The 26,631-nt window shown below is 53.9% G+C and carries 11 protein-coding genes and 1 pseudogene; 4 read left to right on the top strand and 8 right to left on the bottom strand.

Features of this window, described 5'->3' with window-relative positions:
• Nucleotides 1-88: 88 nt before the first annotated feature.
• The 7 genes and pseudogenes from IEW09_RS14590 to IEW09_RS18885 form a co-directional block, all read right to left on the bottom strand.
• Nucleotides 89-1,129, bottom strand: coding sequence for a YncE family protein (locus IEW09_RS14590; protein ID WP_188554924.1), 1,041 nt, complete (start codon nt 1,127-1,129; stop codon nt 89-91).
• 33 nt (nt 1,130-1,162) lie between these two features.
• Nucleotides 1,163-4,210: a TonB-dependent receptor gene (locus tag IEW09_RS14585; protein ID WP_188554923.1), complete on the bottom strand. Its 3,048-nt coding sequence runs from the start codon at nt 4,208-4,210 to the stop codon at nt 1,163-1,165.
• A 93-nt stretch (nt 4,211-4,303) separates the two neighbouring features.
• Entirely contained in the window at nt 4,304-5,698 is a 1,395-nt protein-coding gene (locus tag IEW09_RS14580) for a YncE family protein (RefSeq protein WP_188554922.1), read from the bottom strand.
• Between the two features lie 254 nt (nt 5,699-5,952).
• Complete coding sequence (locus IEW09_RS14575) at nt 5,953-8,529, bottom strand: TonB-dependent receptor (protein ID WP_229739335.1); 2,577 nt, start codon at nt 8,527-8,529, stop codon at nt 5,953-5,955.
• A 39-nt stretch (nt 8,530-8,568) separates the two neighbouring features.
• Nucleotides 8,569-9,987 carry a sensor histidine kinase gene (locus IEW09_RS14570; protein WP_229739334.1) on the bottom strand — a complete coding sequence of 473 codons (1,419 nt, stop codon included), beginning with the start codon at nt 9,985-9,987 and terminating at the stop codon, nt 8,569-8,571.
• Nucleotides 9,984-10,661 carry a response regulator transcription factor gene (locus tag IEW09_RS14565; RefSeq protein ID WP_188554921.1) on the bottom strand — a complete coding sequence of 226 codons (678 nt, stop codon included), beginning with the start codon at nt 10,659-10,661 and terminating at the stop codon, nt 9,984-9,986. Before IEW09_RS14565 ends, IEW09_RS14570 begins: the two co-directional genes overlap by 4 nt.
• 240 nt (nt 10,662-10,901) lie before the next feature.
• Nucleotides 10,902-11,042 (bottom strand): annotated as a pseudogene (locus IEW09_RS18885) (helix-turn-helix domain-containing protein); the annotation flags it as partial.
• A 328-nt stretch (nt 11,043-11,370) separates the two neighbouring features.
• Between IEW09_RS18885 and IEW09_RS14555 the strand changes: the two are divergent.
• The 4 genes from IEW09_RS14555 to IEW09_RS14540 all read left to right on the top strand — a co-directional run bounded on the left by IEW09_RS14555 (nt 11,371) and on the right by IEW09_RS14540 (nt 23,756).
• Nucleotides 11,371-14,271 (top strand): RNA polymerase sigma factor, encoded by a 2,901-nt coding sequence (locus IEW09_RS14555; RefSeq protein ID WP_188554919.1) that lies wholly within the window; start codon nt 11,371-11,373, stop codon nt 14,269-14,271.
• Nucleotides 14,272-14,283: 12 nt separating this feature from the next.
• Nucleotides 14,284-18,174 (top strand): carboxypeptidase-like regulatory domain-containing protein, encoded by a 3,891-nt coding sequence (locus IEW09_RS14550; protein WP_188554918.1) that lies wholly within the window; start codon nt 14,284-14,286, stop codon nt 18,172-18,174.
• 258 nt (nt 18,175-18,432) lie between these two features.
• Nucleotides 18,433-19,518 (top strand): hypothetical protein, encoded by a 1,086-nt coding sequence (locus IEW09_RS14545; RefSeq protein ID WP_188554917.1) that lies wholly within the window; start codon nt 18,433-18,435, stop codon nt 19,516-19,518.
• 77 nt (nt 19,519-19,595) lie between these two features.
• The gene (locus tag IEW09_RS14540) at nt 19,596-23,756 is read left to right on the top strand and encodes an MBG domain-containing protein (RefSeq protein WP_188554916.1); all 4,161 of its coding nucleotides are present in this window, start codon (nt 19,596-19,598) and stop codon (nt 23,754-23,756) included.
• Between the two features lie 543 nt (nt 23,757-24,299).
• On the opposite strand, the gene IEW09_RS14535 is transcribed toward IEW09_RS14540, so the two are convergent.
• Entirely contained in the window at nt 24,300-26,438 is a 2,139-nt protein-coding gene (locus IEW09_RS14535) for a glycoside hydrolase family 2 protein (RefSeq protein ID WP_188554915.1), read from the bottom strand.
• Nucleotides 26,439-26,631: the final 193 nt, after the last annotated feature.

Below are 26,631 nucleotides of genomic sequence, written 5' to 3'. Positions count from 1 at the left end.
CATTCGCGCTGAGCTGCAATATGCGCTGATTGCTTTCTATGTTGGCCTAAACGTCTAGCAATCCTCATTACGTTTATCGCCCTTGTGTCTATGGATTCACGCGATATACCAGCAAACCTGCGATATCGACATTTGTCTTCGGGTGAATGACGAAGAAGCGATGTACTTGAGGAACGTAGAACGACGTCTTTCCGCCGTTCGTCGGAATATTAGCAATCTCCGAATAGGTATCGGGGGTGTCCTGATGAAAGATGCTAAGGCCCTGTGTACCGCTGATATATATCCGCTTCATCACCGGATCCCAGGTCATATCATCATTGATATCGACGCAGGACTTCTGGCTGACAATCCTTCCCTCGCGATCGAAGACATAGAAGATACCCGGGCTGCGTCCGGCAACGAAGATCCGCTCCTGCTCCGCATCCACCGCGAGCGCTGTGTTCCTGTTCATGTCAGGAGCGGTCCAGGTATGAATCACCTGCCGCGTCTTGAGATCTACAACGCCTATCTGCTTCTTGTCGCGAATATTCACATAGAGACGCTGATGCAGATTATCGACCTTCATGCTCTCCACATTATTGCCTGGGATCGAAATCGACCCGATCAGTTTGCCCTGATCGACAGAGAAGATCGATATCACGGAGTCGGGTAAGTTCGCCGACACCCCACCATTACCTATGTAATACAGACGATTCGCTGCATCGTAGTACGCGGCATCAGGCGAATCGCCTTTGCCCGTAGCCGAGCCATCGATAAGCTGTATGCGATCGATCCGGTGGAAGTCTTCGCCGGAGAGCAGCACCAGCGCCGAGTCGCCACCATCCGCAACCATCAGCTCATCCTTTTCCGGTGCATAGGCAACTGAATGAGGAGTCTTGAAACCACCAATACTCTTGAGATGCTGGCCCGTCTTGAGGTCGAACATCTCGATTGAGTGATGCACCTCTGCCGAAACAAAGAGATGGTTTCGCTTTAGATCGACGGCGAAATGATCGAAATCGCCCACAATCTCTGGCAGATAGGTTGTGCCAAGCAACGTCACCGGCTGCTCGTTAGGCTGCGCAGCATAGGACATGGGAGAAAGGGTTGAAGCAATCGTCAACAAAGAGATCAGAATATGCGTCTTCATCAGGGCTCCAGAAATTCTGTAAGACTTGCTCGTTTAGTAGGTGAGGCGCAGGGAAAATTCGAGAACGCGCGGTGTTCCGGTTCCTACCAGGCCGGCCGAGTTCACCGTCGAGGTGATATGACCAAAGCTGGAAGGAACGTTCAGCGTCCGTAATCCACTCGATGCGTTGGTCGTCACACTCATTGTGGCCGAAGGATTCGCGTACTGAGAGCGGTTGAAAAGGTTGAATGCCTCCGAACGAAAGACAATGCTGTTGCGCTCTGTCACCCGGAAGGTCTTCTGGATAGCCGAATCGTTCTGCCACAAGGCTGGTCCTACTGCGACATTGTGACCTGCATTTCCCCACGCACCTACCGCGGGCAGCGAAAATGCTGCGGGGTTGATCCACTGCGTGATGCTGTGGTTTGCAAGGTAGAGCGGTACACCGGCGACTCGATTGGGCCTTTGATTCACATTATTTCCATCAACCATCTCGTTTGAGTTTCGAGTCAGATAGATGTTGATCGGGAGGCCAGCACGTGCGGTAAAGAGCGTGTTCAGAGACCATCCGCCAGCCACAAGATCGACGGCTGTGTTGTTACTGAGATGCGCCCGCCCCCGACCGAAGGGCAGATCGTACACGGCACTCAGTGTGCCGCTGTACCGAGAATCGAAGTCGCTACTTGCATACTCGCAGCGAAAGCATGCGATATTTTCTGCGGCATCGGCATCGCCCGCACCGACCGACCCATCGTTGAGGGCATGTGACCACATGTAATTGCCGCCAAAAAACAATCCGTTATGAAAACGGCGTGACACACTGGTGATCAGCGCATTGAAGGTCGACATTCCCTCGTTGTACTTCGTGTCGATTTCGCTCGGGAACTGTGGGAGCGGACGCTTGTTGGTCGCCGGATCAATAAGATTTGTGTAGCTGCGGCGGAACAGATGAACCCCATGAGACCCGAGATAGGTCACCGTCAGCGATGTCTGTCCTGGAAGAGCCTGCTGCACAGAGGCCGTCCACTGCTCCACATATGAGTCAGGATGAACACGGGCCATCGATCGCGGAGTGAGTGCAAGGCCCGTGGATGGCGTCAATGAGGGGGGAACGGGATACGAGTACTGTACGAACGACCCGTTCGATTGAATACCGCTGGTAAGGAGCGTCGAAGGCTCGGTGTTCACCACCGGGCTGTCTTCATCGCCAAGCTGTACCTCGCCATGATAGATGCCGTATCCGGCACGAAACACCGTGTTGCCCTTCCAGGCTTCGGGTGCGTATGCTACCGAAGCACGAGGATCGAAGCTCAGGTAATTGGGATGGTAGAAGCTGGCACCAAGCCCGCAGTATCCGCCGCAGTCCGCGATGTCAAAGGGATCCTCGTTCCCGTGAGACTCGGTGAAAGGCGAAAAGTAGTTATATCGCAGCCCATAGTTGATCGTCAGGCCACGGGAGGCCTTCCACTCATCCTGCGCATATCCGCTGACGTGAACCTTGTTCATCCCCTTGTCAGGCAGTGCGGCAGTTGTGAGGAAAGTGCTGAGCTGATTGGCAAGAAAGCTCGCCTCATTAATAAAGGTCGCTGTCCCATCAACCGAGTTCTGTTCATTGAAGCGGGGCAATTTCAACTCGGCACCAAATTTAAGCGTGTGGTAACCCTTGGTCCAGGTCACCGTGTCGTTGACGGAGATCGACTGCCCCACCTGCTCCTTGCTGTAGTTCTCATTGAGCGACGTAAAGCCGGTAATGGTGAAGTTGAAGGGCAGTCCGGTGTGCTGATACTGGAGATAGGTGTTGCGGTTGAACCCGATTTGCGCTTCGTTGATCGTGCGCGGACTGATGATGCGCGTCTCCTCTAGGACGAGGTTCTGCGTCCGCGCAGTGACGGTAATGCCCTGCGCCAGCGCATTCAGAGCACTCGTCGATGCGCCGTCGTCGATGTTGTAACGCACGTAGCCCGAGTCATGCGACGAGAAGCGATGGTCGACGCGCACCGTCCCCGCGTTCTCGGCATTGGGACTCGGAACCACTCCGGTGAAGGAGAAGACGTTTGGGTCCGAAGTTGGAGCCTGTCCTTGCGGATAGGCGTTCACGATGAAAGCAAGGCTGGGTTGCGCAGCAGCCACTTGTGCGCGAAAGGCTGGACTTGGCACAAAGCCCGTCTGTGGAACGCCGCCAAGCTGCTGACGAAACCCTTCATAGTTCGCAAAGAAGAAGGTGCGATCCCTGACAATGGGTCCTCCAAGGCTTCCCCCAAACTGATTAAGTTGGAAGACGGGTCGCTTGAGAGCCGACTTTATAGGCCCCTGCGCATCAAAGTAGTTGTTACGCAGATAGTCGAAGACGCTGCCATGAAACGCGTTGGTGCCGGTCTTCGAAATGAGGCTCACCTGCCCGCCTGCTGAGCCTCCCGTATCTGCCGTGTAAGCTCCCGAATCCACTTTGAACTCTGCGATCGCTTCAGTGGAAAACTGCAGGCGCAGCGCCGATTTGAGCGACGCGTGAAAGACGCCGCTCGCGTCCACACCGTCGAGTCGAAAGTTGTTGTCATCCGTCCCATTGCCCGAGAAGCGAATCGATGACTGCGCGCCCGAGCCGGAATCGATCGCGCCCGGGGCCAACAACTCAAGGTTTGTAATGTTGCGACCATTGAGCGGAAGACGGGAAACCTGTGCCGTCTGAATCGTGCCTCCAAAGGTAGCGTTGCTCTTGTCGAGTTGCGCTCCGCCTAGATCAGCTTCCACTCCGATGCTCTGGTTAAGGGATCCCACGACCAGTTTTGCATTCACTGTGCGCGTGTCACCGGAGTGAAGATCCAGATCCGTCACGCGCAAGTCCTTGAAGCCATCGTGGGCAAACACTATGGCAAAACGCCCAATAGGCAGGGAGGAAATAACATACTGGCCGTGCGAATCCGTAGTGACAGCACGAACCTGATTGGTTCCCTCCTGTGTCACGGTGATCGAGACGCCACTCAGAGACGCGCCCGTGCCGTCCGCAACTGTTCCGTTCAGTTCCGTCCGATCGATCTGCGCGTACAGCAGAATTGGAAAGAGAAAGATCAGACAACTTAGGGTGATATACGTGCGCCGATTCATAGACTTCTCCATCGATAACAATTTGGGACAAGGAATGGCTGACCGACTCCAAAGAGCCGCTGCGGTAACCTGTCCGTGAGCTACTGAATCCTGTTAGTTGGGAAGCGGAGCGAAGAGAGCATCCAGGTTTGGAATCTTGCTAGCTAGCTCGCTGCGAATACTTTCCGCCTTTGTCGCTGCCTCCGCTTCACTATGGGCGTCAGTGCAAGCGATCTCCATCACCAGAATGCCAATACGACGCCCCCTTGCATCGAACATCGGCATCTTCATGTTGTAGAACTCGCCGTCGGGAATTCGCGGCCCGTATGTCTTTCCGCTCTTGACCGCGGCGAAGTCACCCTCTGAGGTATGAATCCCGAGCCGTGTCTCGTTGCCGTTCGCGATCAGGATCATCGTCTTTCCTCCTGGCGGGATTACATGCAGCCCCATGCGGCGCAGCAACGGATGCTCGGAGAGTTCTTCAAGAACCATCTTCTCCGCTACAGGCGCGTGCACTGGCTCTTGTATATCGACAGGTCGAGTCACGGGTGGCTGCGTATTCTCCGGCTCAAAGACAAGAACATGCGCATTGGCTGCGGAGCTTTTGGGAATCGCAACGAAGAGCCGGTTCAACTCAGGTACCAGCCGCTCTGTGCGACCCTTCGCACCTGAAGCGATGCTGCCGCGCGAGACGTAGTCGTTCAGGTTAATCTGATCGAACACATCGATAAAGCCATCAGTCGAGGCGTAGATGCGTCGTGTCACCGGATCGTAGATGAGATCGTCAACGCCTGTATGAATCCTCAGCGTTTGAAGCTCTTTGCCGGTATTGCTATCGAGCACCACAATCTGTCCACTCCTGCATCCCACAAACAGTCGTTGTCGCTGCTCATCAAGCGCCATCGCTACATTTACATGGCACATCGTCAGAGGCCACTTTGCGAAGACCTTGTTCGTGAACCGGTCGACGACGACGACCTCGTTCGTCGCCTTGTCATTCACATACAAGCGAGGCCGGTAGCTGTCGAGCGCCATCGCCTCCAGGGTGTCACCCTCAATGCGAATATCCTGCACCTTCGTATTATTTGTAGTGTCGATGACACTCAGCATTGAGTAGTTCTTACCTACATCTCTGCCACCGTTGTCAACGTAAAGTAGCTTGCGCGAGACGTCGAATCCGATCGAATCGGCATCCTTCAATAGAGCGATACGCCCGATCTGGCGATACGTCTCTGCATCAAAGACGCGCACAGACCCGTCTTCTCCGTCTGTGATGTACAGCCGATCCACATTTGAGCGATAGAGAATAGCATGCGGTCGTACAACTCCTTCGATGCGATGAATCACCGCGCCCGTATTCAGATCGAAGACCAGCACCGATTTGTAATCTTCCGCCGTAACAAACAGACGGTTGCGCTTAAGGTCGATTCCGAAATGATCGAAGCTTCCCTGTACCGCCGCAGACATCGGGTATGTATTTACAAGACTAAGTGCAGACTGTGTCGACATACCCGCAGAGACTGGAACACTCTGAGCATGACCGAGACCAGCGAGGAGAAGAGAAACACAGAAAAACGCAAAGAGCCGAGACTTCATCGTGGTACCTGAAAAGGATTGAACTCAGTTGAACTGATTCAGTGTAGGCACCACGCTGTTTGTAAATGGTGACAGCACGATCAAGCTTCAGACAATCGCACCTCAGGTGATATTCAGATTTCTTTAAAATCGTCGCTTGAATAATGAAAACAAAGGCTTCGCAGCTTCTAGAACTTAAATCGCGCGCTCAACTGAAGTCTTCTCGCTGGTAGCGACGCCGTAGGTTGTTCAAAGAAAGAAGACTGCACATTCCCCACATAGGAGGTGTAGTTCGTCGTATTCATAATGTTGAAGGCATCCACCGCAAACGAAAAGACCGAGCTGATATCGCCGCGTTTGTATGGCAATGGGATATCTCGGTTCCATCGCAGGTCCAACTCCTTGTTGCCCGCCGTCTCCAAAGTATTTCTATTGATACCTGCAGGCCGCGCATTCAAAAGGCCCGTATTGAATTGGTCCACTCCAGCGGTCTCCGTATATGGCATGCCAGAGTAAAGTTTCACCGCAACACCGAGGTTCAGCCAATGATTTTCATTGAAGGTACCCAACAGGTTGAAGCGATGGCGCTGATCGAAGTCCGCGCGTCCGTACTCTCCTTCGAGCGTGTATTGGTTTGCTGGAAACCAGATAACTCCGCCGGTGTTATTGTTTGTACGGCTGAAGGTGTACTGCGCGAGCCCTGAGAACCAGCGTCCCGCGTTGCCCTCGATGGTGAGATCAATTGCATTGCCTAGCTGCCTGCCCTCGGACTCGATCTGGCGCACCACGCCAAGGCTCGCATTCGGACGCACCGCATAGAGCGGGGGCAATGGTGCATTGACATCGCGGGAGCGGAAGAGTGCAATGCCCACTGTGCCACGATACGTCGCTGAAAGCGTAAGACCCTTTACAATCTGTCGCTCTGCACCAGCGCTGAAGTTGATGACATAAGGCAGCCGCCCTCCAGGCTCCAACTGCACGAGATTGGTTGGAAAGCTATTCAAGGCAACGTCGGCTGCATACGGTGTAGGATAGCTCGGATTCAACAATGTCAGGGAGCGAAGAATCACCCCGTTGTATCGCTTCAGATCGCCCATTGGCTGCGCTCCGGAGCGGTCGTAGAAGATTCCTGAGCCCATGCGCAGCACGGTCTTTCGGTCCGGCATCTTATAGGCCATGGAGATCCGCGGCGCAAAATCGTGGACCGATTTGAAGTAAGTCTGCCAGTCATATCGCAGCCCAAGCGAAACCTGCAAATTCGAGCGCACCTGTATTTGATCCTGAATGAACGCACCCAATTCATTCATCCAGAAGACCGTGCGGCCAACACCCGCCTGCTGCGTGAACGAGTAAGGAGTGCCCAATTCATAATTAGATATGCTGCCAAAGTTGAAAGTCCCTGCGCTGTTCGACTCATCCTCCCACGCCCTTCGGCTGAGGTTTGGAATGTTGATGCCAAATTTCAAGTAGTGATGTCTATGGCTCCAACTGACGATGTCATTGATCTTCAGATTGTTCTCTGTCTGAAGAAAGTTCGCCTGCGCGCCGCCTCCAGTAAAACTGCCATCGACGACGATCTTCTGTGCAGGCGAGACACTGCGGGTCGGATCGTAGTCCTTCTCGAAGAACAGTTGCAGCTGATTGATCAGCGTTGGTGAGATGATGATGCGATCGTTAAAAATAACATCGTCTTCGCGTGTTTGCGCGTTGACCCCGGCCGAGCTGAGCACAAGCCCACCGACTCCCTGGTTCCGCGTTATCGTATTGGAAACGTTGTATTGTAGCGAGGCCCGGTGTACAGACGAAAGATCGCGCGAGACCCGCACCGCAAACTCTGTATCATGCAGCGGTGTCGGCACATTCGCCGTCACCGGACCAGTTGGCGCCACCGCATGGATAATCGACGCCAGGTTGTCTTCCTGTCTCGATCCTGATAGAAGAAAGGTCGTCTTATGGTTAAGTGGCCCTGTGATCGATCCCTCATAGATCCGCTTCTGCTCGAAAGGCTTTGTCTCTGCAAAGTAGTTCTTCGCATCCATCACTGAATCGCGGAAAGTAAAGTTTAGCGTGCCATGAAGCTGGGGCGTCCCTGGCTTGGTGATGATCTCAATTCTTCCCTTTCCTGGCCGGTTCGTCTCCGCACTGTATGGATCCTTGTTGATGTGGGCTTCCGCGATTGCGGATGCCGACACGCCAGTTCCCTTCATCTCGATGCCGTCAACGATCACACTGACACCACTAGTCGCCACTCCCGTCTGGTCCAGAAATGGAGTGAGCGTAGCGATGTAATTCTGGTCAAATACCGGCACCTTCTCCAGCATGTTCGCATCGGCACTCATCTGGTCGCGATTCGCATCAGCGTCAAGCGAGACCGAACCTGGCTCCGATGCCACAGTCACATCTTGTACTACTTGTGCCAGCGTCAAATGAATCTGCAATGAAGCGTGTACGCCCGGTTTGAGATGCACCAGCATCCGATAGAGATTAAATCCTGGCGACGCCGGAACCTCAAGCTGATAGTCGCCGGCAGGGACCGAAGGAAAATGAAATCGACCCAAGGTATCGGTCGGCGATTGTGCCATCGGTGCCTTGGCATCCGAAGTAAGGAGGAGAACATCGACACCCGGGACTGCGGCCCCATCCGGGTCGATAACTGTTCCGGTTACGTTAATCTGTGCCAACAGGTGGCTACAAAACAAAAAGAAAACAGCGCAGACAAGGGTGCGAAGCTGGATCTTTGCAGCGGAAGTCATTGTAACGACCATATCGCAGAGCACCTGAATTTTTGCTGAGTCCGGTCCCTGCTAACCTGTGATCTTAAAATCCGTGACAACCCGGCGAAGGTCCGCTCGTGGAAAGTAAACCTCAAAGCTGGAACCGCTGCCAACCTCACTACTCAGGTGGATCTTGCCACCGTGCAGCTCCACTAAGCTCTTGGCAATCGACAAGCCTAGGCCAGAGCCTCCATCTCTCGGCGTCCTTACCGTATCAACTCGATAGAAACGCTCGAAGATCCGTTCCTGATCAGCCTGAGCAATTCCCACACCGTTGTCGCGTACGGTAAAACCACAGAGATTCTCCGCGCTCCATGTGCTGATCCAGACCCGGCCTCCGGACGGAGTGTAGTGGACCGCATTGTCGACCAGGATCATCAATGTCCTCTCAACGATGCTCTGGTTGCCTCGCACCGGCAGAATATCTTCTTCTGTAATCAACTCCACCGTGATGCCCCGGGTTGAGGCCAGCGATCGCGCGCGCGGCAGCATTGCCTTGGCGGACTCACCGAGCTCGAATAGCTCCATAGACACACGCCCCTCCTCCAATCCGTTACGTGCCAGCGTCAGCAAGTCTCGGATCATGCGTGTCATAAAGTCGCTCTCGGAAAGAATGTCCGCGAGTCCGCTTTGAACGCGCACCGGATCGGCAACACTCATCAGTAGAAGCTCAGCGGTGGAGCGGACCCTCGCAATGGGAGTACGCAGTTCATGGGATGCGTCCGCTGTAAACTGCGAGATGCGATCATACGAGGCCGCAATGCGATCGAGCATATAGTTGATCGTCGATGAGAGCTGATCTAACTCATCATGCGTTCCCATTAGTGGCAGACGGCGATTAAGGCTGCTGCCATCGATCGAGTTCGCCGTCTCCGTAATCTGGCTAATTGGAGCGAGAGCCCGCCCGCTCATCCAGTAACCCACCAGCGCAGCAAGCAGTCCGGCCACCGGGATGCTCAGAATGAGCAGCCATGCAAGCCCCGTCATGAGCTCCCGGTACTCAGTTTGATCGACCGCCACCTGTAGAAGAAATCGGTACGGGCCGACCCAGGCGAACCGGCTGATCGTGCGAAATGATCGTGATCCGACAGTGATGTTCTCTTCACGAATCTCATCTGGCCCAGGAATGACCGGCGTCACAATTGACATCGCATCAGGCTGGTAGATCAACACACCTGATCGATCAGTTACCCGAAACATCTTTCCGCGCGGCATCAAAGCAGAGTGTTCCCTAAGTTCTTCGCCAAGGTTGTCCATCTGATGGATCGCTAATTTATGATGCAGAAACGCGTCGATACCATCGATACCTGAGGTCAATTCCTGATCGGCAGCCTTCCGCAGCCCCCATGATGCGCCCAAGAACACGCCGAGTCCCAGCAGCATGACAACACAGGCAACCAGCACGGCATACCAATATGTCAGTCGTGTGCGAATCGAGACAGTCTTCAAAGGCTGACCGCCGTCAGCTTGTACCCAAAGCCCCGAACGGTTTGAATCAGTTTCTTCTCGTAGTTTCCGTCTATCTTGGCACGAAGCTGTTTCATGAATGCATCTAATGTATTGTTTTCGACCGTTCGCTCATAACCCCACACGGCATCGATAATCGCGTCTCGTCTCAGAACCGTCTCCGGGTGACACATCATATATTCCAGCAACAGATACTCTGTCCGCGTCAGACTGATCGGCGTTCCCGATCTCGCTGCCCGATGGGTCTCCGGATCAAGTTGAAGATCTCCCATGTGGTACTGCATCGACAGAGCAGTATTGCGGCGTCGCGCCAGAGCGCGCAAGCGGGCAAATAGCTCTTCGAAAGCAAATGGCTTGGTCAAGTAATCATCGACCCCGCTATCCAGGCCACGGACAATGTCTGTTGTCGCATCGCGAGCGGTCAGCATAAGAATCGGTGCGGCTACCCCAACTTCACGTAGCGAGCGCGCCACGACGAAGCCATCCATCTCCGGAAGCATCACATCGAGCATGATTGCTTCGAACTTGTGGCTCCGCCCTACCTCCAGGCCCTCTCGCCCAGTCGTCGCCAGAAAGGTGCGATGCGACTTCTTCTCCAAAGCGTCTCGCAGCAGAGCTGCCATCTTTGGATCGTCCTCGACGATCAGTATTCGCATTAAGCTGAACTCCGCAAAATAGCATACCCGCGAAATCTGAATTTCGCATGAAGCCGGTTTCAATGGGGACAATCAGAAGTTTGGCCGTCGTCGGATCTTCTGCATACATGCGGCACTACTATTACTTATTACTTCCGCTTGCCAAAGATGCGGCTAACTGCATAGGCGTGTAAAACTTCCCCCAATTTAACTCACGATGTTGTTAAATTTTCGTGAACACAGCTGGCCTGATGACGACTTTTAGGACAAGAACAGCTCGTGTACCGGAACGCGCAGCACCCTAGCCAGCCGCTCCAGGTTGTTGAAAGATCGATCACGCAAGCCACTCTCGATCAGGTTGAGTAAGTTCGGGGAAACATCGGCTTTTTCAACCAACTGATTCTGGGTCCCACCTCAGAAGAGCCGCAATTTGCGCACCCTTTGCGCCAAGCCAGGATCGGAGATTAGCACCATTGAGTGTTCAAAATTGGCATCATGATGAACACAGTCAGGTGAAAGTGCGGTCGTCTATTGTTCTGGGGGAAACAAGCGTCCGGCGGTTTCTCAGCCTCCGAACGAGTACTACGGCTAATTAGGGATTCATTCCGCAGCGCTACTCTGCATCCGTAGGTGAATGGATGCTCGAAATATTAAGAAACGGCGAATATCCCTCGTTGGCAAGTTAGATTCGCGCCGTTCCATACCCTTTGCTAAGTAGAGCCGCAAAACTATGTCTTTTTACCACTCCCAACCCGGCCGGAGAACGAACGAGGACGTCTTCTTCGAGTACCACTCACAGCTCTTGACGTGGGCAGCGCAGATCACGCGCAACGACCGTGCCGAGTCCGAGGACTTGGTACAGGATTTCTATCTGACTGTTCTTCGCATCAGCCGCACGCTTGATGGAATGGAGCAGTTAGAGGGATACCTGTTCCGTGTGCTGCGCAATCTCTACTATGCGCGTATGCGTCGGGCACGGCGAGAACCGATCGACAGCTTATCCATCGTTGACTATGACTCCGTAGAGCAAGGGCTTGTCGCGGCTGATCGCAGGGAGTTGCTGTTCATCCGCTCCCATCTAGAGCAAATCTGCCTGTATGCATGCCAACGCAAGAGCACAAATCGCGCTGCTGGGATTCTGATCATGCGCTTCTTTCTCGGGTACTACCCGAGTGAGTTGATGAAGGTTGTCCAGATTCCCCGCTATGTAGTCGACCAGGCACTGCATGTTGCGCGGAATGAAGCTCGGATGCATCTGGACCACCCCGGAGCTATTGTTTCCATTTCTCCTGCGAAAAGCCCGTCTATCTCTGTCTCGAAACGGAGCGCTGGTAACGACAGCCACGATATCTTCCTGAAGCTCCGCGAAACAATCTTCCGCGCATCGGAAGGTGAGCATTTTGATCGCGCGGTTCTGGAGCAGCGGTATGCCGGTGGCGAAACACCTTCTCCTCTGAGCGCCCAGCAACTCGCACATCTGGTCAGTTGTCCAACATGTCTCGATCAAGTAAACACGATCCTGCATCTGCCGCTTCTAGCCGAGCGATCTCCTGAATACGGCCTTGATCGTGATGGTGGTTCTGGCCCACAGGCAGGGATAGGAGAAAACAGCGCTTCTCAAACGCGAACGAAGCGCTCTGATAGCAAAAAGGGGCCTTCACTTCGCAAACTAGAGCGCCGAGCCAGAGATGTCTATGAACACCGCCCTGACAGCTTGGAAATTGTGGTCGACGGAGACATCCGGTCGTCACAGAAGGTGACGGCAGAGATCAATGAGTTCTGCCTGAAGCTGGCACGGAAGGAAGAACCTTCGTTTATCGAGGTGATAAGCGAACAAGGCTTCCGGCTGGCCTTCCTATTGGTTGAAGCGCCTGTCTCGGCGGACATGCTGCAACAAGTCGAATCCGTTTTCTTGAGCGATGGACGTTCTCTCGTTCTAACGTTGAGCTTCGCTGCGGAAGATCCCACGGTTCACGTCTTGTATCACGATCCGGTCGTCGCCGAAGAGTCTGCGGCGAAGCCAATGACTAGCAGCGCTTCAACTGATTTGGTTCAGTTATCGACGGAGAGCTCAATAAAGACGATCGTTCTCGTTCCTGCTAATCGAACATTGCGCAGGGCTACGAGAGTGATCACATTCCTGTCGAAAAATCTTAAGAGGTTCTTTGTCGGCATGATGAATCCCATGCTGGCGACTTCCCTTGTTTGTGGAGTTGCCGCGGTTGTACTTCTCGTTATCTCGCTTCGTACCGCATCGGTGATGACGCCGGGGGAGCTGTTGCAGCGGGCAACTGTAGCAGAAAATGCTGCGGCTCAATCCGGAACCAGTGGCGTCGTTGTGCAGAGTGTGCGTATTCAAACCCCACTCCGCAAGGTGGAGCGGACCCTTTATCGTGACGTACAGCATAAGCGTAGTCTGAAGAACAAAACGCTAAGCCATCAAGACGCTTCGCTTCGCACTGAGCTTGAAAACTCCGGGATCCCCTGGAACGATCCGCTCTCCGCAGATTCATTCCGTGATTGGCATGATGGCGTGGCTGTGTCGCGGGATATAGTGAAGCGTCCCGAAAAAGGTTTGTTGACGCTCACGACCACGGTCTCGACTGGACGCATTGCCAGCGAATCGCTTACGGTTCGCGAGGCTGATTTCCGGCCCATCAAGAGAACGGTTGAGTTGCGGGATGCCGGAACGATTGAAGTCGCCGAATTGAACTACAGCGTCCTTCCGTGGAGTTCGGTCAACCCTGATATCTTCGAGCCGCTGACTGCCATACCGGAAGCGGAAGGACGGCATCTGCACACCTCCTTGCTTCCTCATCTTCCACACGCAGTTACTCCGGGAGAGTTGGATCTTGCCGAGCTGTCGGCGCGCCTGATGCTCAACCGTCTTGGTTTGGATGCCAACAGCCGTATCGAGATCACTCGCAACCTTGATGGAGTGCACGTTCGAGGCCTTGTGGATACCGAGATGCAAAAAAACCAACTGCAAGCTCAACTACGCCTCATTCCGAATGTTATTCCGTCAATCCTAACCGTGCAGGAAATGGAAAGCTACGCCAACTCCAGCTCAGGTATCACGTCGATTCGTCAATCCTCTGATGTTGCGGCGGCTCCGTCAGCGCTGGAGATGTACTTCAACGAGCATCACTTGGATCAGCAAGAGTTTTCATCAACAACGCAAGATTTTCTCGAAGGGTCCTTTGCGGTGAAGTGGGAAACGGAGCAGCTTTCTACTCTTCTTCAGAGGTTTTCGACAGATACCACGCTGCCCACTCCGGCCCGGACTGCTTTAGCAGAATTATTAGTTCAGCATAAAACTGCGTTGCTGGCAGCGTTGGCGCGCGAAGAACGCGCATTGATGCGGGCGCAGTTGACCGTACCCCCGTCGAGTTCCGTGGCCAGTAGCAACGATCTTACGGAAAGTCTGCGCAAAGATGCGGGGGAAAACTTCGCATTGTGCATAGAACTGACTTCCGACAACAAGAATGCATCCCGTCCAGCCCAGATCATAGCGCCGCAACTCGCAAAGTCGATTGCGGAGTTGCGTGCGGCTGCTCTCCAGATTTCTTCCACGGCGTTGTCTCTTTCCTCCTCACCCGGCAATGCCGGCCTTGCAAGCAAGAACAATTAGGACCAACTCAGCATGTTTCGATTGATCGCTCGATTCCAGATATTTGCGCTCTTCATCCTTGCCATGCCTCTGGGGGCCTTTGCCCAGACGGCTCGCTACTCGGGCCAGGTTACCGATCCTCAAGGAGCTGCGATTCCGAACGCAGAGGTGCATCTCTATAACCTCGACTATGGCAATCACGTCGACACAAAGACGGACGCTGGCGGCAACTTCGTTGCTCCATACCTTCCGGCGGGTCACTATCGCATCGAGGTATCGGCACCAGGGTTTGCCCCTCGCGTTACGAACAATTTGACGCTTGTTGCGGGTGAGGCCCATGTACTTAACGTGCAACTCGGCCTCGCCTCAGAGCAAACTAGCGTGCAGGTCAATGCGGGCAACGAGATAACGCAGGTCCACACCGACAATGCCGAGATAAGCGGGACGATCACCAATAAGGAAGTCGCCGGCCTCCAGTTGAATGGCCGCAACTACACACAGTTGATTGCCTTGGCTCCGGGAGTCAGCAACCAGACACAACAGGATGAAGCTCGCGTGGGGTTGGCCGGGAGCGTGTCATACAGCGTGAATGGAGGCCGTACCGAGTACAACAGTTTTCTGGTCGATGGCTCTGAGACGTTGAACGTCGGCATCAATAAGGACCACACCTCTCTGATCGTTACGCCCAGCATCGACGCGATCGAGGAAGTAAAGGTGCTCACGTCGAACTATGGTGCGCAGTATGCGAGCACAGGTGACGGCGTTTCGCTTATCACAACGAAATCTGGCACGGATCAATATCACGGCAGCTTGTACGAGTTCATTCGCAATGAGGCCTTTAATGCGAAGGGTTATTTCGACGTGACGAATGGCGCGCCACTGTATCGTCGCAACGATCTCGGTGGAACGATTGGCGGCCCGCTTTCGATTCCTCACCTTTATGATGCGAAAGGCAAGACCCACTTCTTCTTCTCCGAAGAGGCACGACTGGAAAAAGATCCCTATGCTTACCGGCAGGGTGTCCCGTCACTCGCCGAGCGCAATGGGGACTTCAGCGATGTGTGTCCTTATACGACATCGCCCTTGGCCGGGTTCAGCCGAGCAGCCTATCCGGACTGCCCAACTTCAAATCTATTCGCTCAGATCCCACAACAGTACATCTCTCCGCTCGCCCGCACAATCCTGTCTACCGGAATCATCCCAAACCCGACCGCGACGAGCGGCTGCAACTCAAGCATCGGCTCTTGTTACAACGCCGAAGTGGAGCTTCCAACTTATTGGCGTGAGGAGCTCTTCCGCATCGATCATGCGATCAATGCCACGAATCAGGTCAGCTTCCGCTATATCCACGACGAATACAGCAGTACCACTCCGGTTCCTCAGTACGGATATGTCCAGAATAGTTTTCCAACCATCCAGAACCGCGTGCATGGCCCTGGCCTGAGCATGGTCGCGCAGTGGATATCCACAATATCGCCAACGCTGCTCAACAGCTTCAATGTGAGCTATACAAATGCTCCTCTCACGTTCACGGACGTCCCCGGAAATTTCGTCTCGATTGCTCGACCGCCGTCACTCGATACTCCCACAGGTACTTCGAACGTCGTCATGCCGCGTATCTTCGACAACGGGTTCGGTGGCAAGATTCCCGGTATCGCTATCCAAGGGACGAATGCCGAATACGGGGGCTATGGTTTTGCAGTCGATTCGGGCTATATGCCTTGGACCCATTCCAATCCCGATTACGCCTTCAGCGACAACATCACAAAGTCTCTGGGCAAACACAATGTGCAGTTCGGCGCTCAATGGGTACTTTTTCAACGGAACCAAGTCAATGGTCCAATTGGGGCCGCTACCGGCGACGTGCAGGGACTCCTTACCTTCAGTAACCAGCAATCAGCGTTTACCACGGGAAATGCTTTCGCAGATTTTCTCACATATGGCGGTGGCGAACAGCCTGGTCCAAGAGCCTTTCAGCAGGACAGCGCGCAAGGAAAATACTACCAACGCTATCAGATCGTTGAGCCCTATATACAGGATGATTGGAAGGTTAACTCTCGGTTGACGGTAAATGCCGGTGTTCGTCTTAGCCTATTCGGCACGTATCGCGAGAAGAATCACAACGCATACAACTGGGTAGCCTCTCAATATAGCCGGGCTATTTCCGAGTCAGTTGCAGTCGATCCGGTACAAGGGTACCTGATTGACACAAGTACACAGAGCGCCGTGCCCATCTACCAGAAAGACGGCAGCGTCAGTCCGGTGCTCTTGAACGGACTCATGCAATGCGGACTGAATGGCGTGCCAGAAGGATGCATGACCGGGCATCTTTGGAACCCCGCACCACGCGTGGGAGTGGCGTGGGACCCGCGTGGTGACGGCAAGACCGCCGTTCGAGCCGGTTACGGGATTTTCTTCGAACATGGAACGGCCAACGAGGCGAATACCGGGTCTCTTGAGGGTAGCGCTCCGATGGTTCTGAGCATGGAGCAGCTAAATCCCGCGACTTATACCTACGACGGAACCTGTGGTGCCGATTGTCACCTCGGCCAGCACTCCTTTCCTCTCAACGTTACCTCCATTCCCACACACGCCGTGTGGTCGTATGTGCAGCAGTGGAGTCTCAGCGTGGAGCAGCAGCTACCCACGAACACCCTTGCCTCTTTCGGTTATATCGGATCTAAAGGAACACACCTCACACTGGTCCGCCAGCTCAATCAGTTGATTCCGACTCCGAGCCAGATCAATCTCTTTGGCCCTCACCAACCGCTGCTGACACGTACCTGCCAGTCGTATCTCAAGCCTGGTGGTGGCTTTGACCTCAGCCGCGTGTACAACCTGCCGGGAGGGGCTCTGGTCAAACCAGGAGATCCCTCCTATGTAAATCTCGAGACTGCCTGTTATGGCTATGGTGCAGGTGGGGTTACCAATCCCAGCGCTCTTCGAACGTTTGCACCTGGCCTGGGACAGATATATTCCCTGGAAAACGCTGCAAATGCCAGTTACCACTCGTTTCAGGCAACGGTGCGCCATATTAGCGGTCCTTTGACGCTGGGTGTGGCCTATACATACAGCCACTCGATTGACGACGCTTCCGACCGTTCCGATACCACATTCGTGAACTCCTATGATGTGAAGTCGAACCGCGCCAGCTCAAACTTCGATCAACGCCAACTGCTGCACATCAGCTACTTGTATGACATACCCGTCCGTAGCACCCTGCAGCATTTCCTGAGCAATATCTCGAGCGATCCCGACCCTGAAAGCAAAGCTGTCAATCCAGCACCAGGTAACTTTCTCCGTTCCCATGTGTGGGCCATCCTCCTAGATCACTGGCAGTTGTCAGGTCTCACGCAATTTGAAACGGGGATTCCGTTCACCGTGCTGAATGGCGGCAGCGCCAACGGCGTCAGTTCACAGGACAACGCCGGCGTCTTCAATGGAGTCGGCATCGGGTCATATCCCGACCTGGTCGGCGACCCGCATGGGCATCATCCTTCGCTTGAAAATACAGCGAAGAACTTTGGCCCATTACTCTTGAACCCCGGTGCATTTGCCGCACCGCGCGGCCTGACATTCGGGAATGCAGGGCGCAACTCGCTCAATAATCCTCAGCGATGGAACTTCGACGCTGCGCTCGATAAACACTTTCCGCTCGGTAACACCCGCTCCCTGGAATTTCGTGCGGAAGCTTTCAACGTGTTCAACCATACACAGTTCCGCATCTACGATCCGGTCCTCGGGAACCAACCGAATAACACGAACAGTTGCTACGCGCCAGAAGGCTCCTCTTACAACTACTCTGCCGGCGATCCCGGCAATGGAACAACTGATCAAGGCTGTCTTGTAGGCAGCTCATTTCTGCATCCGGTGGACGCGCATCGACCGCGAACCATCCAGTTCGGCATGCGGTTGGCGTTCTAGGCGTTCACTGAATCGGACGCGGCAGAGATATGAACAACAAGATCCGGAGATGCAGGAATGATTTGGATAGAGATGAAAATGCGAGCGAGGGGTATTTACTCCATTTGCAAGACCACAGGCGTCGGCCTATTGCTCTGCGCGAGCTTGGCTGGATGTGCGGGAACCGGCAACAACAATACGTCGATCCCGACGTCGGCCCAGGTAAACAACTATATCGGCGCAGAACCGCTCGTAGGTCCATTCGGAGGGGTTCTGAATATGCGTATCGATCACACGACCAATTATTTCAACCTTCTCGACGAAGGCTATCTAGGTTCTTCCCCCATTAACTATATAGGAGGGATATCGAAGGCCGGACAATTTCAACTACTCAGCCCGACCTATACGAATTACCCGTCGAGTTTTATCTCACCGATCTATGCGGTGGAGGTGCCCGGAGATACGGTAGCTCTCGAATTCGACAGCCTCTCAAGCCCCAGTGCTTACGGCGGCCAGGCCCCGGCTGTATTCGCGGAGAGCGATGGATGTCAGACCTTCAGCAACCACACATTTCAGTTGATTCAGCTTGGCGACGACACCCTGGGAACAGCAGGGTACGGCTTCGTTACCGTCAATGCAGCTCAGAGTGGCTGGACATTTTCGAATTTCGACCTGCTGCGGATCGATGGGACGGACACAAAACCTGTTGCATTGAATGCGGGCGCATGTACGCAGACAGCAGGAGGTTATGAAACCTCCGTCCCTGCAACGCTTGCGGGACAACCCCTCTCCTACACAATTGGTGTGAGCCCAAATGGCTACTTCGTGATGAACCGGGGCGAGAGCAACATCGTGGGTAGCAACATAACACTGGCTCCTCTCGTGGGCGTGCTCCAACCCGACAGCCCGCTCGACACCGGAGCATTGATGGCCGCGAACTACGCAGGCTTTGAGTACGACTATGCCGCGGACACGCCTCAGTTGCCGAATCCCATTCGGGTTGGACTTCAGCCAGCATCCTTCTCCGGCAGCAATGCCAGTCAGACGCAGTTGGTGGGAGGAGTCTATCCGTTAGGAGACCCGACGAAAACGCCCAGTACCGATATCGCAGTCACGCTCGGTAAACAGGACCCCAATCACAATGGGCTTTATCCCTCGGCGACTGTCACCTTCTCCGATCCTAATGCTAAATGCGTGAATACGCCCTACGGCGGTAAGAGCGCAGCCGGAAATCCAATCTGTACCTTCTCGGCCGCCGCTGTTGCCGGCAATCCAGGGGGCAAGTATGTCCTGTTCATTACGGTGCTGAATCCTGTCAGCACATTCGGGACCACCACCATGCAATTTCTGCTGTACCAGCAGTGATCTGGACCTGATTTCATAACGATTCTTTTTGTTCCAAGAGAGACCGCGATATGCCAAGCCACTCCAAGAGGTACTTTATGACACGCCGTACCGTTTCATCGTCCAAGCTCAGGATGTTCTTTCTCTTCGGCATTCTTCTGGCATGTCTTCCCGCTTACGCGCAACAGCAGGCCACGAACACCGCGCTTGCTCCAAGCACCTTGCTGGCCAACGCGGGCGAGCCTGTCACCCTGACTGCGACCGTTATGTCGGCGAACGCCACGCCGCCCACGGGGACGGTGACCTTCATGAACGGTACAACAACCCTGGGGACGGCTTTGCTCACGGACAACACGGCGACATTCACAGCTTCCAATCTCGCGCCGGGAACCTACTCCATCTATGCCGCCTACGGAGGCGACAGCAACAACGCGCCGAGTGCGTCGTATGTCCACACACTCGTGGTCTCATCCACGCCTGTGCCCGTGGTGACGCTCACAACGCCGGGATCCACTGTCGCTCAGGGCACGGCGCTCACTCTGAATGCCAACGTCGCGCCGTACTCCGGCTCGACGGTTCCGACAGGCACAGTAACTTTCCAGGATGGCTCGGTTGTCCTGGGTTCGGCTAAGCTCGACAACAACGGGAATGCGAGCTTTACCAGCAACTCCGCCTCGGCAGGCTCCGGCCTGCTTCTGCCGGTGGGCGCCAGCACTCTCTATGTTTCCTACAGCGGAGACAGCACCTACACCGGCACAATCTCTTCCGGCGTACCTGTCCAGGTGACCTCCGCAGCCCCACAGGCCCAATTGACGCCGGGCATTATCACCACCCAGAATGTCAACCTCCAGGCTGAGTTTATGGCGATGGACCCCAACGGCAACATCTACTACACAGATGTCAACGGCAACGTCCTGGTCATCGCTTCCGGGAGCGGAAATATCCCCGGCGTCTCCAATCCTGTTCGTGGGACGACGTATAACGTTGTCTCCGCCGGTTGCGCAACTGGTCGGCCTCCGTGTGGTATCCCCGGTCCAGCCACCAGCGCCGGAACCGGCTCCATCAGTTTCATACAGGTCGATGCAGCATCGAATATCTATCTCACCGAGGGCGTCCATCTCTTCAAGATCGATAACCAGACCGACCTCATCTCGCAGATTACTCCGACGATAGTCCCAGCCCTCGGAGGCGCGCCAGCCAGCAGCCCTAAGATGCCGGGGATTAGTTCCATCGCTTTAGACAATAGCGGCAATCTCTACTTCACCAGTTCTTCCAGTCCCTTCGTTCTGCGTGTGGACGCAATTACGGGAGTCATGACCGTCGTCGCCGGCAACGGAACCGCCTGCACCTCCGCGACCACTGCCGCTTCTTGCGGGGATGGCGGTCTGGCTACCAACGCATCTATTGCCCAGGCAGATATAGCGATCTACGTCGATCCTGAAGGGAATCTGTATCTGGGCGACCAGTATGCGATCCGCAAGATCGACGCCAAGACCGGCATCATCAACACGATTGCCGGGGCATTTGGAGAAGCCTGCAGCTCGGGCAACTGCGGCGACGGAGGACCGGCCACCCAGGCGCTCTTCGGCTATCCTACCGGAATTGTGAGTGATGCCGGGGGCAATCTCTACATCGTGGACCTGGAAGCCTACGTGGTTCGAAAGATCGATGCGCAGGGCAATATCTCCACCATCGCCGGGGTTATTTTGCAGCCGGCCAGCGGCAATACCCAGGGCGATAACGGTCCGGCGACCGATGCGCTACTGGAATTCCCCGTCCAGGCGGCCTTCGACCCCCAGGGAAATATGTACATACTGACCAACTTCGGCGGCGGGCCAATCCGAGAGGTGACTGCGGCAACGACCGCTTTCAACTACCCGGCCGCGGCGATCGGTCCATCCGGCTCTCAGACTGTTACTGTCACCAACACCAGCACCGAGCCGTTACACATTACCGGACTTACCGCTACCACCGGCTTCGTGCAACAACCGGTGGGTGCGGAAGACTGTACCAGCGCCGAGACGATCATTCCCGGAGGCTTCTGCACGCTCGGCATCGCCTTTTATCCTCCCGCCATGGGAACAACAACAGGCAGCATGAGCATCGCTGACGACTCCAACAATGCCACAGGTGGGAACAATGTCATTTCGCTCACTGGAACTTCTTCAAACGGCACACAATCCAACACCATCACATTTGCTGCGCTGCCGAACGTGACATATGGGGCGACTCCGATCACTCTGAATGCTACCGCCAGTTCCGGTAATTCAGTGTCCTACTCCGTTGCCGGTCCGGCCACGATTTCCGGCAGCACCTTGACTATCAAGGGTGCCGGTAAGGTGATCGTCACGGCATACCAGTTCGGTGACGGCACCTACAAGCCCGCGACACCTGTCTTACAAAGCTTCACCGTAGCACCAGCCGCGCTCAGCGTCACAGCAAACAGCTTCTCCTGTCAGGCTGGCCAGATCGGCCCCTGCCTGGCAAATAATCCTCTGGCCTATACCATCACTGGCTTTGTGAATGGCGATACATCGGCGGTCGTTTCGGGCACGGCAACACTATCGACAACGGTAACCGCCAATTCGGGCTTTGGCGCTTATCCCGTAACGTTCGCAACAGAGAGCCTCACCGCTGCAAATTACACCTTCATCTATACGCCGGGAGCAGTGACGGTCACAGGCGGTGAATCACAAACTATCAGCTTTGGCGCATTACAAGGAGCAACGTACGGAACAGGCCCAATCAGTCTTAATGCAACCGCTAGCTCTGGATTGCCTGTAACCTACACCGTCACAGGTCCAGTGACGATTTCCGGTTCGATTCTTTCCGTAACCGGCGCGGGCCCGGTCACCGTCACGGCGCAGCAGGGTGGCAACAACACGTTTGCTCCCGCTACGCCGGTCTCCCAGTCCTTCGTGGTTAACAAAGCTGTGCTCACTGTTACAGCAACCAATCAGACCATGGCGCAGGGCAACACGCCAAGCAATTTCACGGCAACCTATACAGGCTTCGTAAACGGCGATACCTCTGCTGTGCTCACTGGATCGCCCTCGTTCACGACGCCCGCGACCTCCAGTTCGCCTGTCGGAACACAGCCCATCGACGTTACACAAGGAACCCTCGCCTCTACCAACTACACCTTCAGTTTCGTCAACGGTGTTCTTACCATCGTTGCGGGCACCTCGCAGACGATTACCTTCCCCCAGGTTCCGGCACAGACCTACGGTGTCGGCCCCGTCAGCCTCTTTGCGAGTTCAACCTCAGGTCTCCCGGTAAACTACAAGGTCTCCGGGCCTGCAACCCTCTCCGGTGCCATACTAAACATCATCGGTGCAGGAACGGTAATTGTAACGGCCAGTCAGCCGGGACAGGGCATCTACTCCGCAGCGTCCCCGGTCGCACAGCAGATCGTTGTTTCACCTGCCGTGCTGACTGTGACAGCCAATAGCGTGTCGCGAGTCAACAATGTGCTTAACCCAACTTTTACCGCCACATTGAGCGGCTTTGTCAATGGAGACACATCCTCCTCGGTCGCCGGATATCCGAGCTTCACGACGACGGCAGTCCCTGGATCTCCGATAGGCACGTACCCCATCACAATCAATCAGGGAACCCTGGGTGCGGCGAACTATACGTTCGTCGAGGCGCCTGGCACTCTGACAGTCACCAGTGGCGGTCCCTCCCCGGACTTCTCGGCAACAGCAGCTCCGCAGGTTGTGACGGTTGCTCCCGGACAGACGCAGCAAACGACGTTTTCTCTGACGCCGATCAACTACTTCCTGGGAACAGTCTCGCTTTCGTGCAACAACCTTCCTGCGAACGTCACTTGTATTTTTTCGCCCGCTGGGTTCACAGTGGATGGAACTGGCAGCGTGCCGAATTACATCACCCTAACGCTCAACACCAATTCCGCATCCCCTGTAGTTGGTCAACTAAATCGCCTGCAAGGGGGTTCCTCCGGCTCAAGAATTCTCGCTGGCTTGTTATTTCCGGTTGGAGGACTGTTTCTCATCCTTCCGGTTGGAAAGCGCAAACAATACGGAGTTCTAAACGCTCTACGAATTCTGAGTGTACTTGGGATGTTAGGAGTGATTGGACTAGCCGGTTGCGGTTCCAGCAACAATTCGAATACGTCTGGGCTTGCCGCTCCTGGCACCAGCACGATCACGATCACCGCGACAGGAACCTCGACGAATTCCACGACGCCTATTTCGCATACGATGCAACTCACACTGACCGTGCTTGGTCCGAAGTAAAGACATGGCTCGCGGAGAAACATTCTTTCGCGGGCTACGTTTCAGCACGCGGTAAGGAGCAACGGAGATCTAAACGTGATTCTCGCTGGCTTCAAGTTTGGATTCGGTTTACGGAGAGATACCTCATGTCAATAAGCAAGAGCGGAACGTGCAGATCCGATTCGAGCAGGCGGTGGATCAACCTACCTGTGTGTGAATCAAAATAACCGCAAACAATCTCTGTGCCACCTACCATCACGTGCACTGCAGCGTTCCGGCTGTCTTCGACAACCATGACATCATATAGATGCAGGCGCAGCGCGAACGAATGGCTCTTAGCTCCCGAATGCCTGGAGCAGAAGGGCGTAACCGATCGATTTATATGTGGGCACAGCAGGATTCGAACCTACGACTTCCAGCGTGCGAAGATGATCTCAGGCAGCCATTTGATGATTCTAAAAGAGTTATCTGCGGTTTTGGCATGGTTACCGCCATTCATGGTTATCACTCTCTTTATTGCAATGTAAGGGGAAAGACCGAGATAACAGAATATAAATCAGAAAGCTACATTTTGTTGTTTTTGCCTGTGTGTACGGAATGGCTTTCCCGCTTCGCTAATAAGATCCAGTCGCATGAGTCCTCTCGAAATTCTCCAGCGCCGGAGGCTATCGCCTGAATATGATTTCTTCCGGGAGAAAGTATGACATTTTTCCAGCGGAAAACATGTACATTATCTGCTTGTCCCTTACCAAATGATCGTCCATTTACGAAGAGTTCAACCGATGACATATTTGAGTAAACATGTATGTCTGTCGCGGATTGAAGGCGTTCGATCATACGTCGTGAGGCAATGTAGACCATGGGCTTCTTTGTCCAGTTTGCCTGGTAGAAGAAGTAAGCATCTTTGGGTAATTGGTGGTCATGTGTGACGAGCCCCTTATTGTTAATACCTGTCATCGGGCCTTCATCTCGTTCATTGGCGGCAAAATCAAACATCACCCAAACGAATGTTCCCCATAAATGAGTATTGTCCTTGATCTGCGGATAGAGCTGTTCGTGTACGTAATCTTCGTACTCTTCTGGATGAAAATAGCTATTGGATAAAGGTTTTGTTGGAGGGCCTTCCTGGTGCTGTGTTACAGCACCACCTGCTCCATACTCGCTGATGGCAATCCGATGGCCGACCTCGCGATAGCGCTCAGCTATGTAAGATGTCCAGTTTGATACCGTCCCTCCATACCAGCCGGGGTAATTGTTGAATGCGATAAATTCGGGGATCTTGTTGAAAGAGGCATTCGGTTGGTTTGAAGCTCCAACAATGGGCCGTGTCGTATCAAGGTTCTTTACCTGTGCCTTCAGGCTCCGCAAGAGGTCATCCTGCCCGGGACGATTTTTCTTTAATTCATTGAACAGCCCCCAAAAAGAAACACTAGGATGATTATTTAACTGCAAAATCGTCTCCTGTAGCTGTTCGTGTAGATTTGCTGCAAACTCCGCGGAGTTAGTCATATCATTCACGAAAGGTATTTCATCCCACAGGAGAAGGCCAAGTCTGTCGCAGATATTATGCCAATTTTGGCTCATGGGGTAATGAGCGTCACGAACCGCCGTGGCTCCCATTGAGATAATCATTTGCGCGTCGCTAAGCTCATCCTGTGCAGTAAGTGCCCATCCATCGGATAATCTCTCTTGTTTACGCCCCACTCCATAAATAGGATAAGGTTTTCCATTAAGAAGAAAGCCTGCCGACTCCGTAATAGCTACGGTGCGTATGCCAATTGGCTGTATGACTTCGTCGATGATTTTATTCGAGCGAATTAGCGAAACATGGAGTGAGTACAAGTATGGATCTTTAATACCATTCCACAGGTGTGGATGAAGCAGTGTAAGACGTTGCAGCACCGAAGGATCTTTTGAGAGACTGCTCATCGATGTCGCTACAACTCGATTTGCAGCATCAAGAATGGCTGCACGAAGCCTGAGGCTATCGATGTCCTTGCCTGAAAGAGACAGCGTTGAGCGTACGTCGATTACAGCATGCGATATATCGGGTATTCTTGTGCTTACAAAAACTCCGGGTGATCCCATATGTAGCGGAGTAATGCAATCTTTGTCTGTAACCAAAAGATGAACGGGGCGATATAGGCCGCCGAACATATTAAAGTCTCCTGCAAGTGGCGCTACATTTTCCTGGCGCCGATTGTCAACACGCACACGAATTTCATTGCTGCGACCATAGAGTAATTTCGATGTAAGTTCGACGGCAAAAGCAGTAAACGCTCCACGATGATAGCCTAAATGATCTCCGTTGAGATAAACATCAGCTACGGTAGAAGCAGCTTCAAACTGCAGAAATACGCGGCGATTACGCCATGCTTCGGGAACGTCAAGTGAATGCGCATACCACCCTGGCCCTCGATAATAGGGATTTATCGGCACCTCAGATTTCGGCTTACCTTTCGATTTTGCCAACCCCAGACTATCGCGCGGCTGACTATGCTCGCCATCTAGGAGATTCCAAGTATGAGGCACTGAGACGATCTGCCATGTACTAGTATCACTACTAATTGCGGCGTCGCTTTTTGTGAATCGCCATCCATTAGACAATTCGGTGGAGATGCGTTGAGCATTTATTGGAGCAACATAAAAAAGAAAAAATCCTAACACCAAAATTATCTTAGAAAGATAGTGATTCTTCACCATTGAGACTGTAATCCCGGGGCGTCTGAATGTGTATATAAGCAAGGAGAGAGCACCACTTTGGAGCTGCTGTGATAAGTAAATGCATGTGCGAAATAAATGAATATCTTTAAGAGGTGCGGCAAAGGATGGTGCGCCAAATATTGGCATCACATTGTTACGTCGTGGAGCTAACTCCTTGATGCGATTTCAGTAT

This window comes from Edaphobacter dinghuensis (assembly GCF_014640335.1).
GTDB classification, from domain to species: Bacteria; Acidobacteriota; Terriglobia; order Terriglobales; family Acidobacteriaceae; genus Edaphobacter; species Edaphobacter dinghuensis.
This window is presented reverse-complemented; position numbering and strand designations above follow the sequence as displayed.

Coding starts and splice junctions, on each gene's coding strand:
- IEW09_RS14590 (WP_188554924.1), bottom strand. CDS start 1,129: ATGAAGACGCATATTCTGATCTCTTTGTTGACGATTGCTTCAACCCTT.
- IEW09_RS14585 (WP_188554923.1), bottom strand. CDS start 4,210: ATGAATCGGCGCACGTATATCACCCTAAGTTGTCTGATCTTTCTCTTT.
- IEW09_RS14580 (WP_188554922.1), bottom strand. CDS start 5,698: ATGTCGACACAGTCTGCACTTAGTCTTGTAAATACATACCCGATGTCT.
- IEW09_RS14575 (WP_229739335.1), bottom strand. CDS start 8,529: ATGGTCGTTACAATGACTTCCGCTGCAAAGATCCAGCTTCGCACCCTT.
- IEW09_RS14565 (WP_188554921.1), bottom strand. CDS start 10,661: ATGCGAATACTGATCGTCGAGGACGATCCAAAGATGGCAGCTCTGCTG.
- IEW09_RS14555 (WP_188554919.1), top strand. CDS start 11,371: ATGTCTTTTTACCACTCCCAACCCGGCCGGAGAACGAACGAGGACGTC.
- IEW09_RS14550 (WP_188554918.1), top strand. CDS start 14,284: ATGTTTCGATTGATCGCTCGATTCCAGATATTTGCGCTCTTCATCCTT.
- IEW09_RS14545 (WP_188554917.1), top strand. CDS start 18,433: ATGCGTATCGATCACACGACCAATTATTTCAACCTTCTCGACGAAGGC.
- IEW09_RS14540 (WP_188554916.1), top strand. CDS start 19,596: ATGACACGCCGTACCGTTTCATCGTCCAAGCTCAGGATGTTCTTTCTC.
- IEW09_RS14535 (WP_188554915.1), bottom strand. CDS start 26,438: ATGGTGAAGAATCACTATCTTTCTAAGATAATTTTGGTGTTAGGATTT.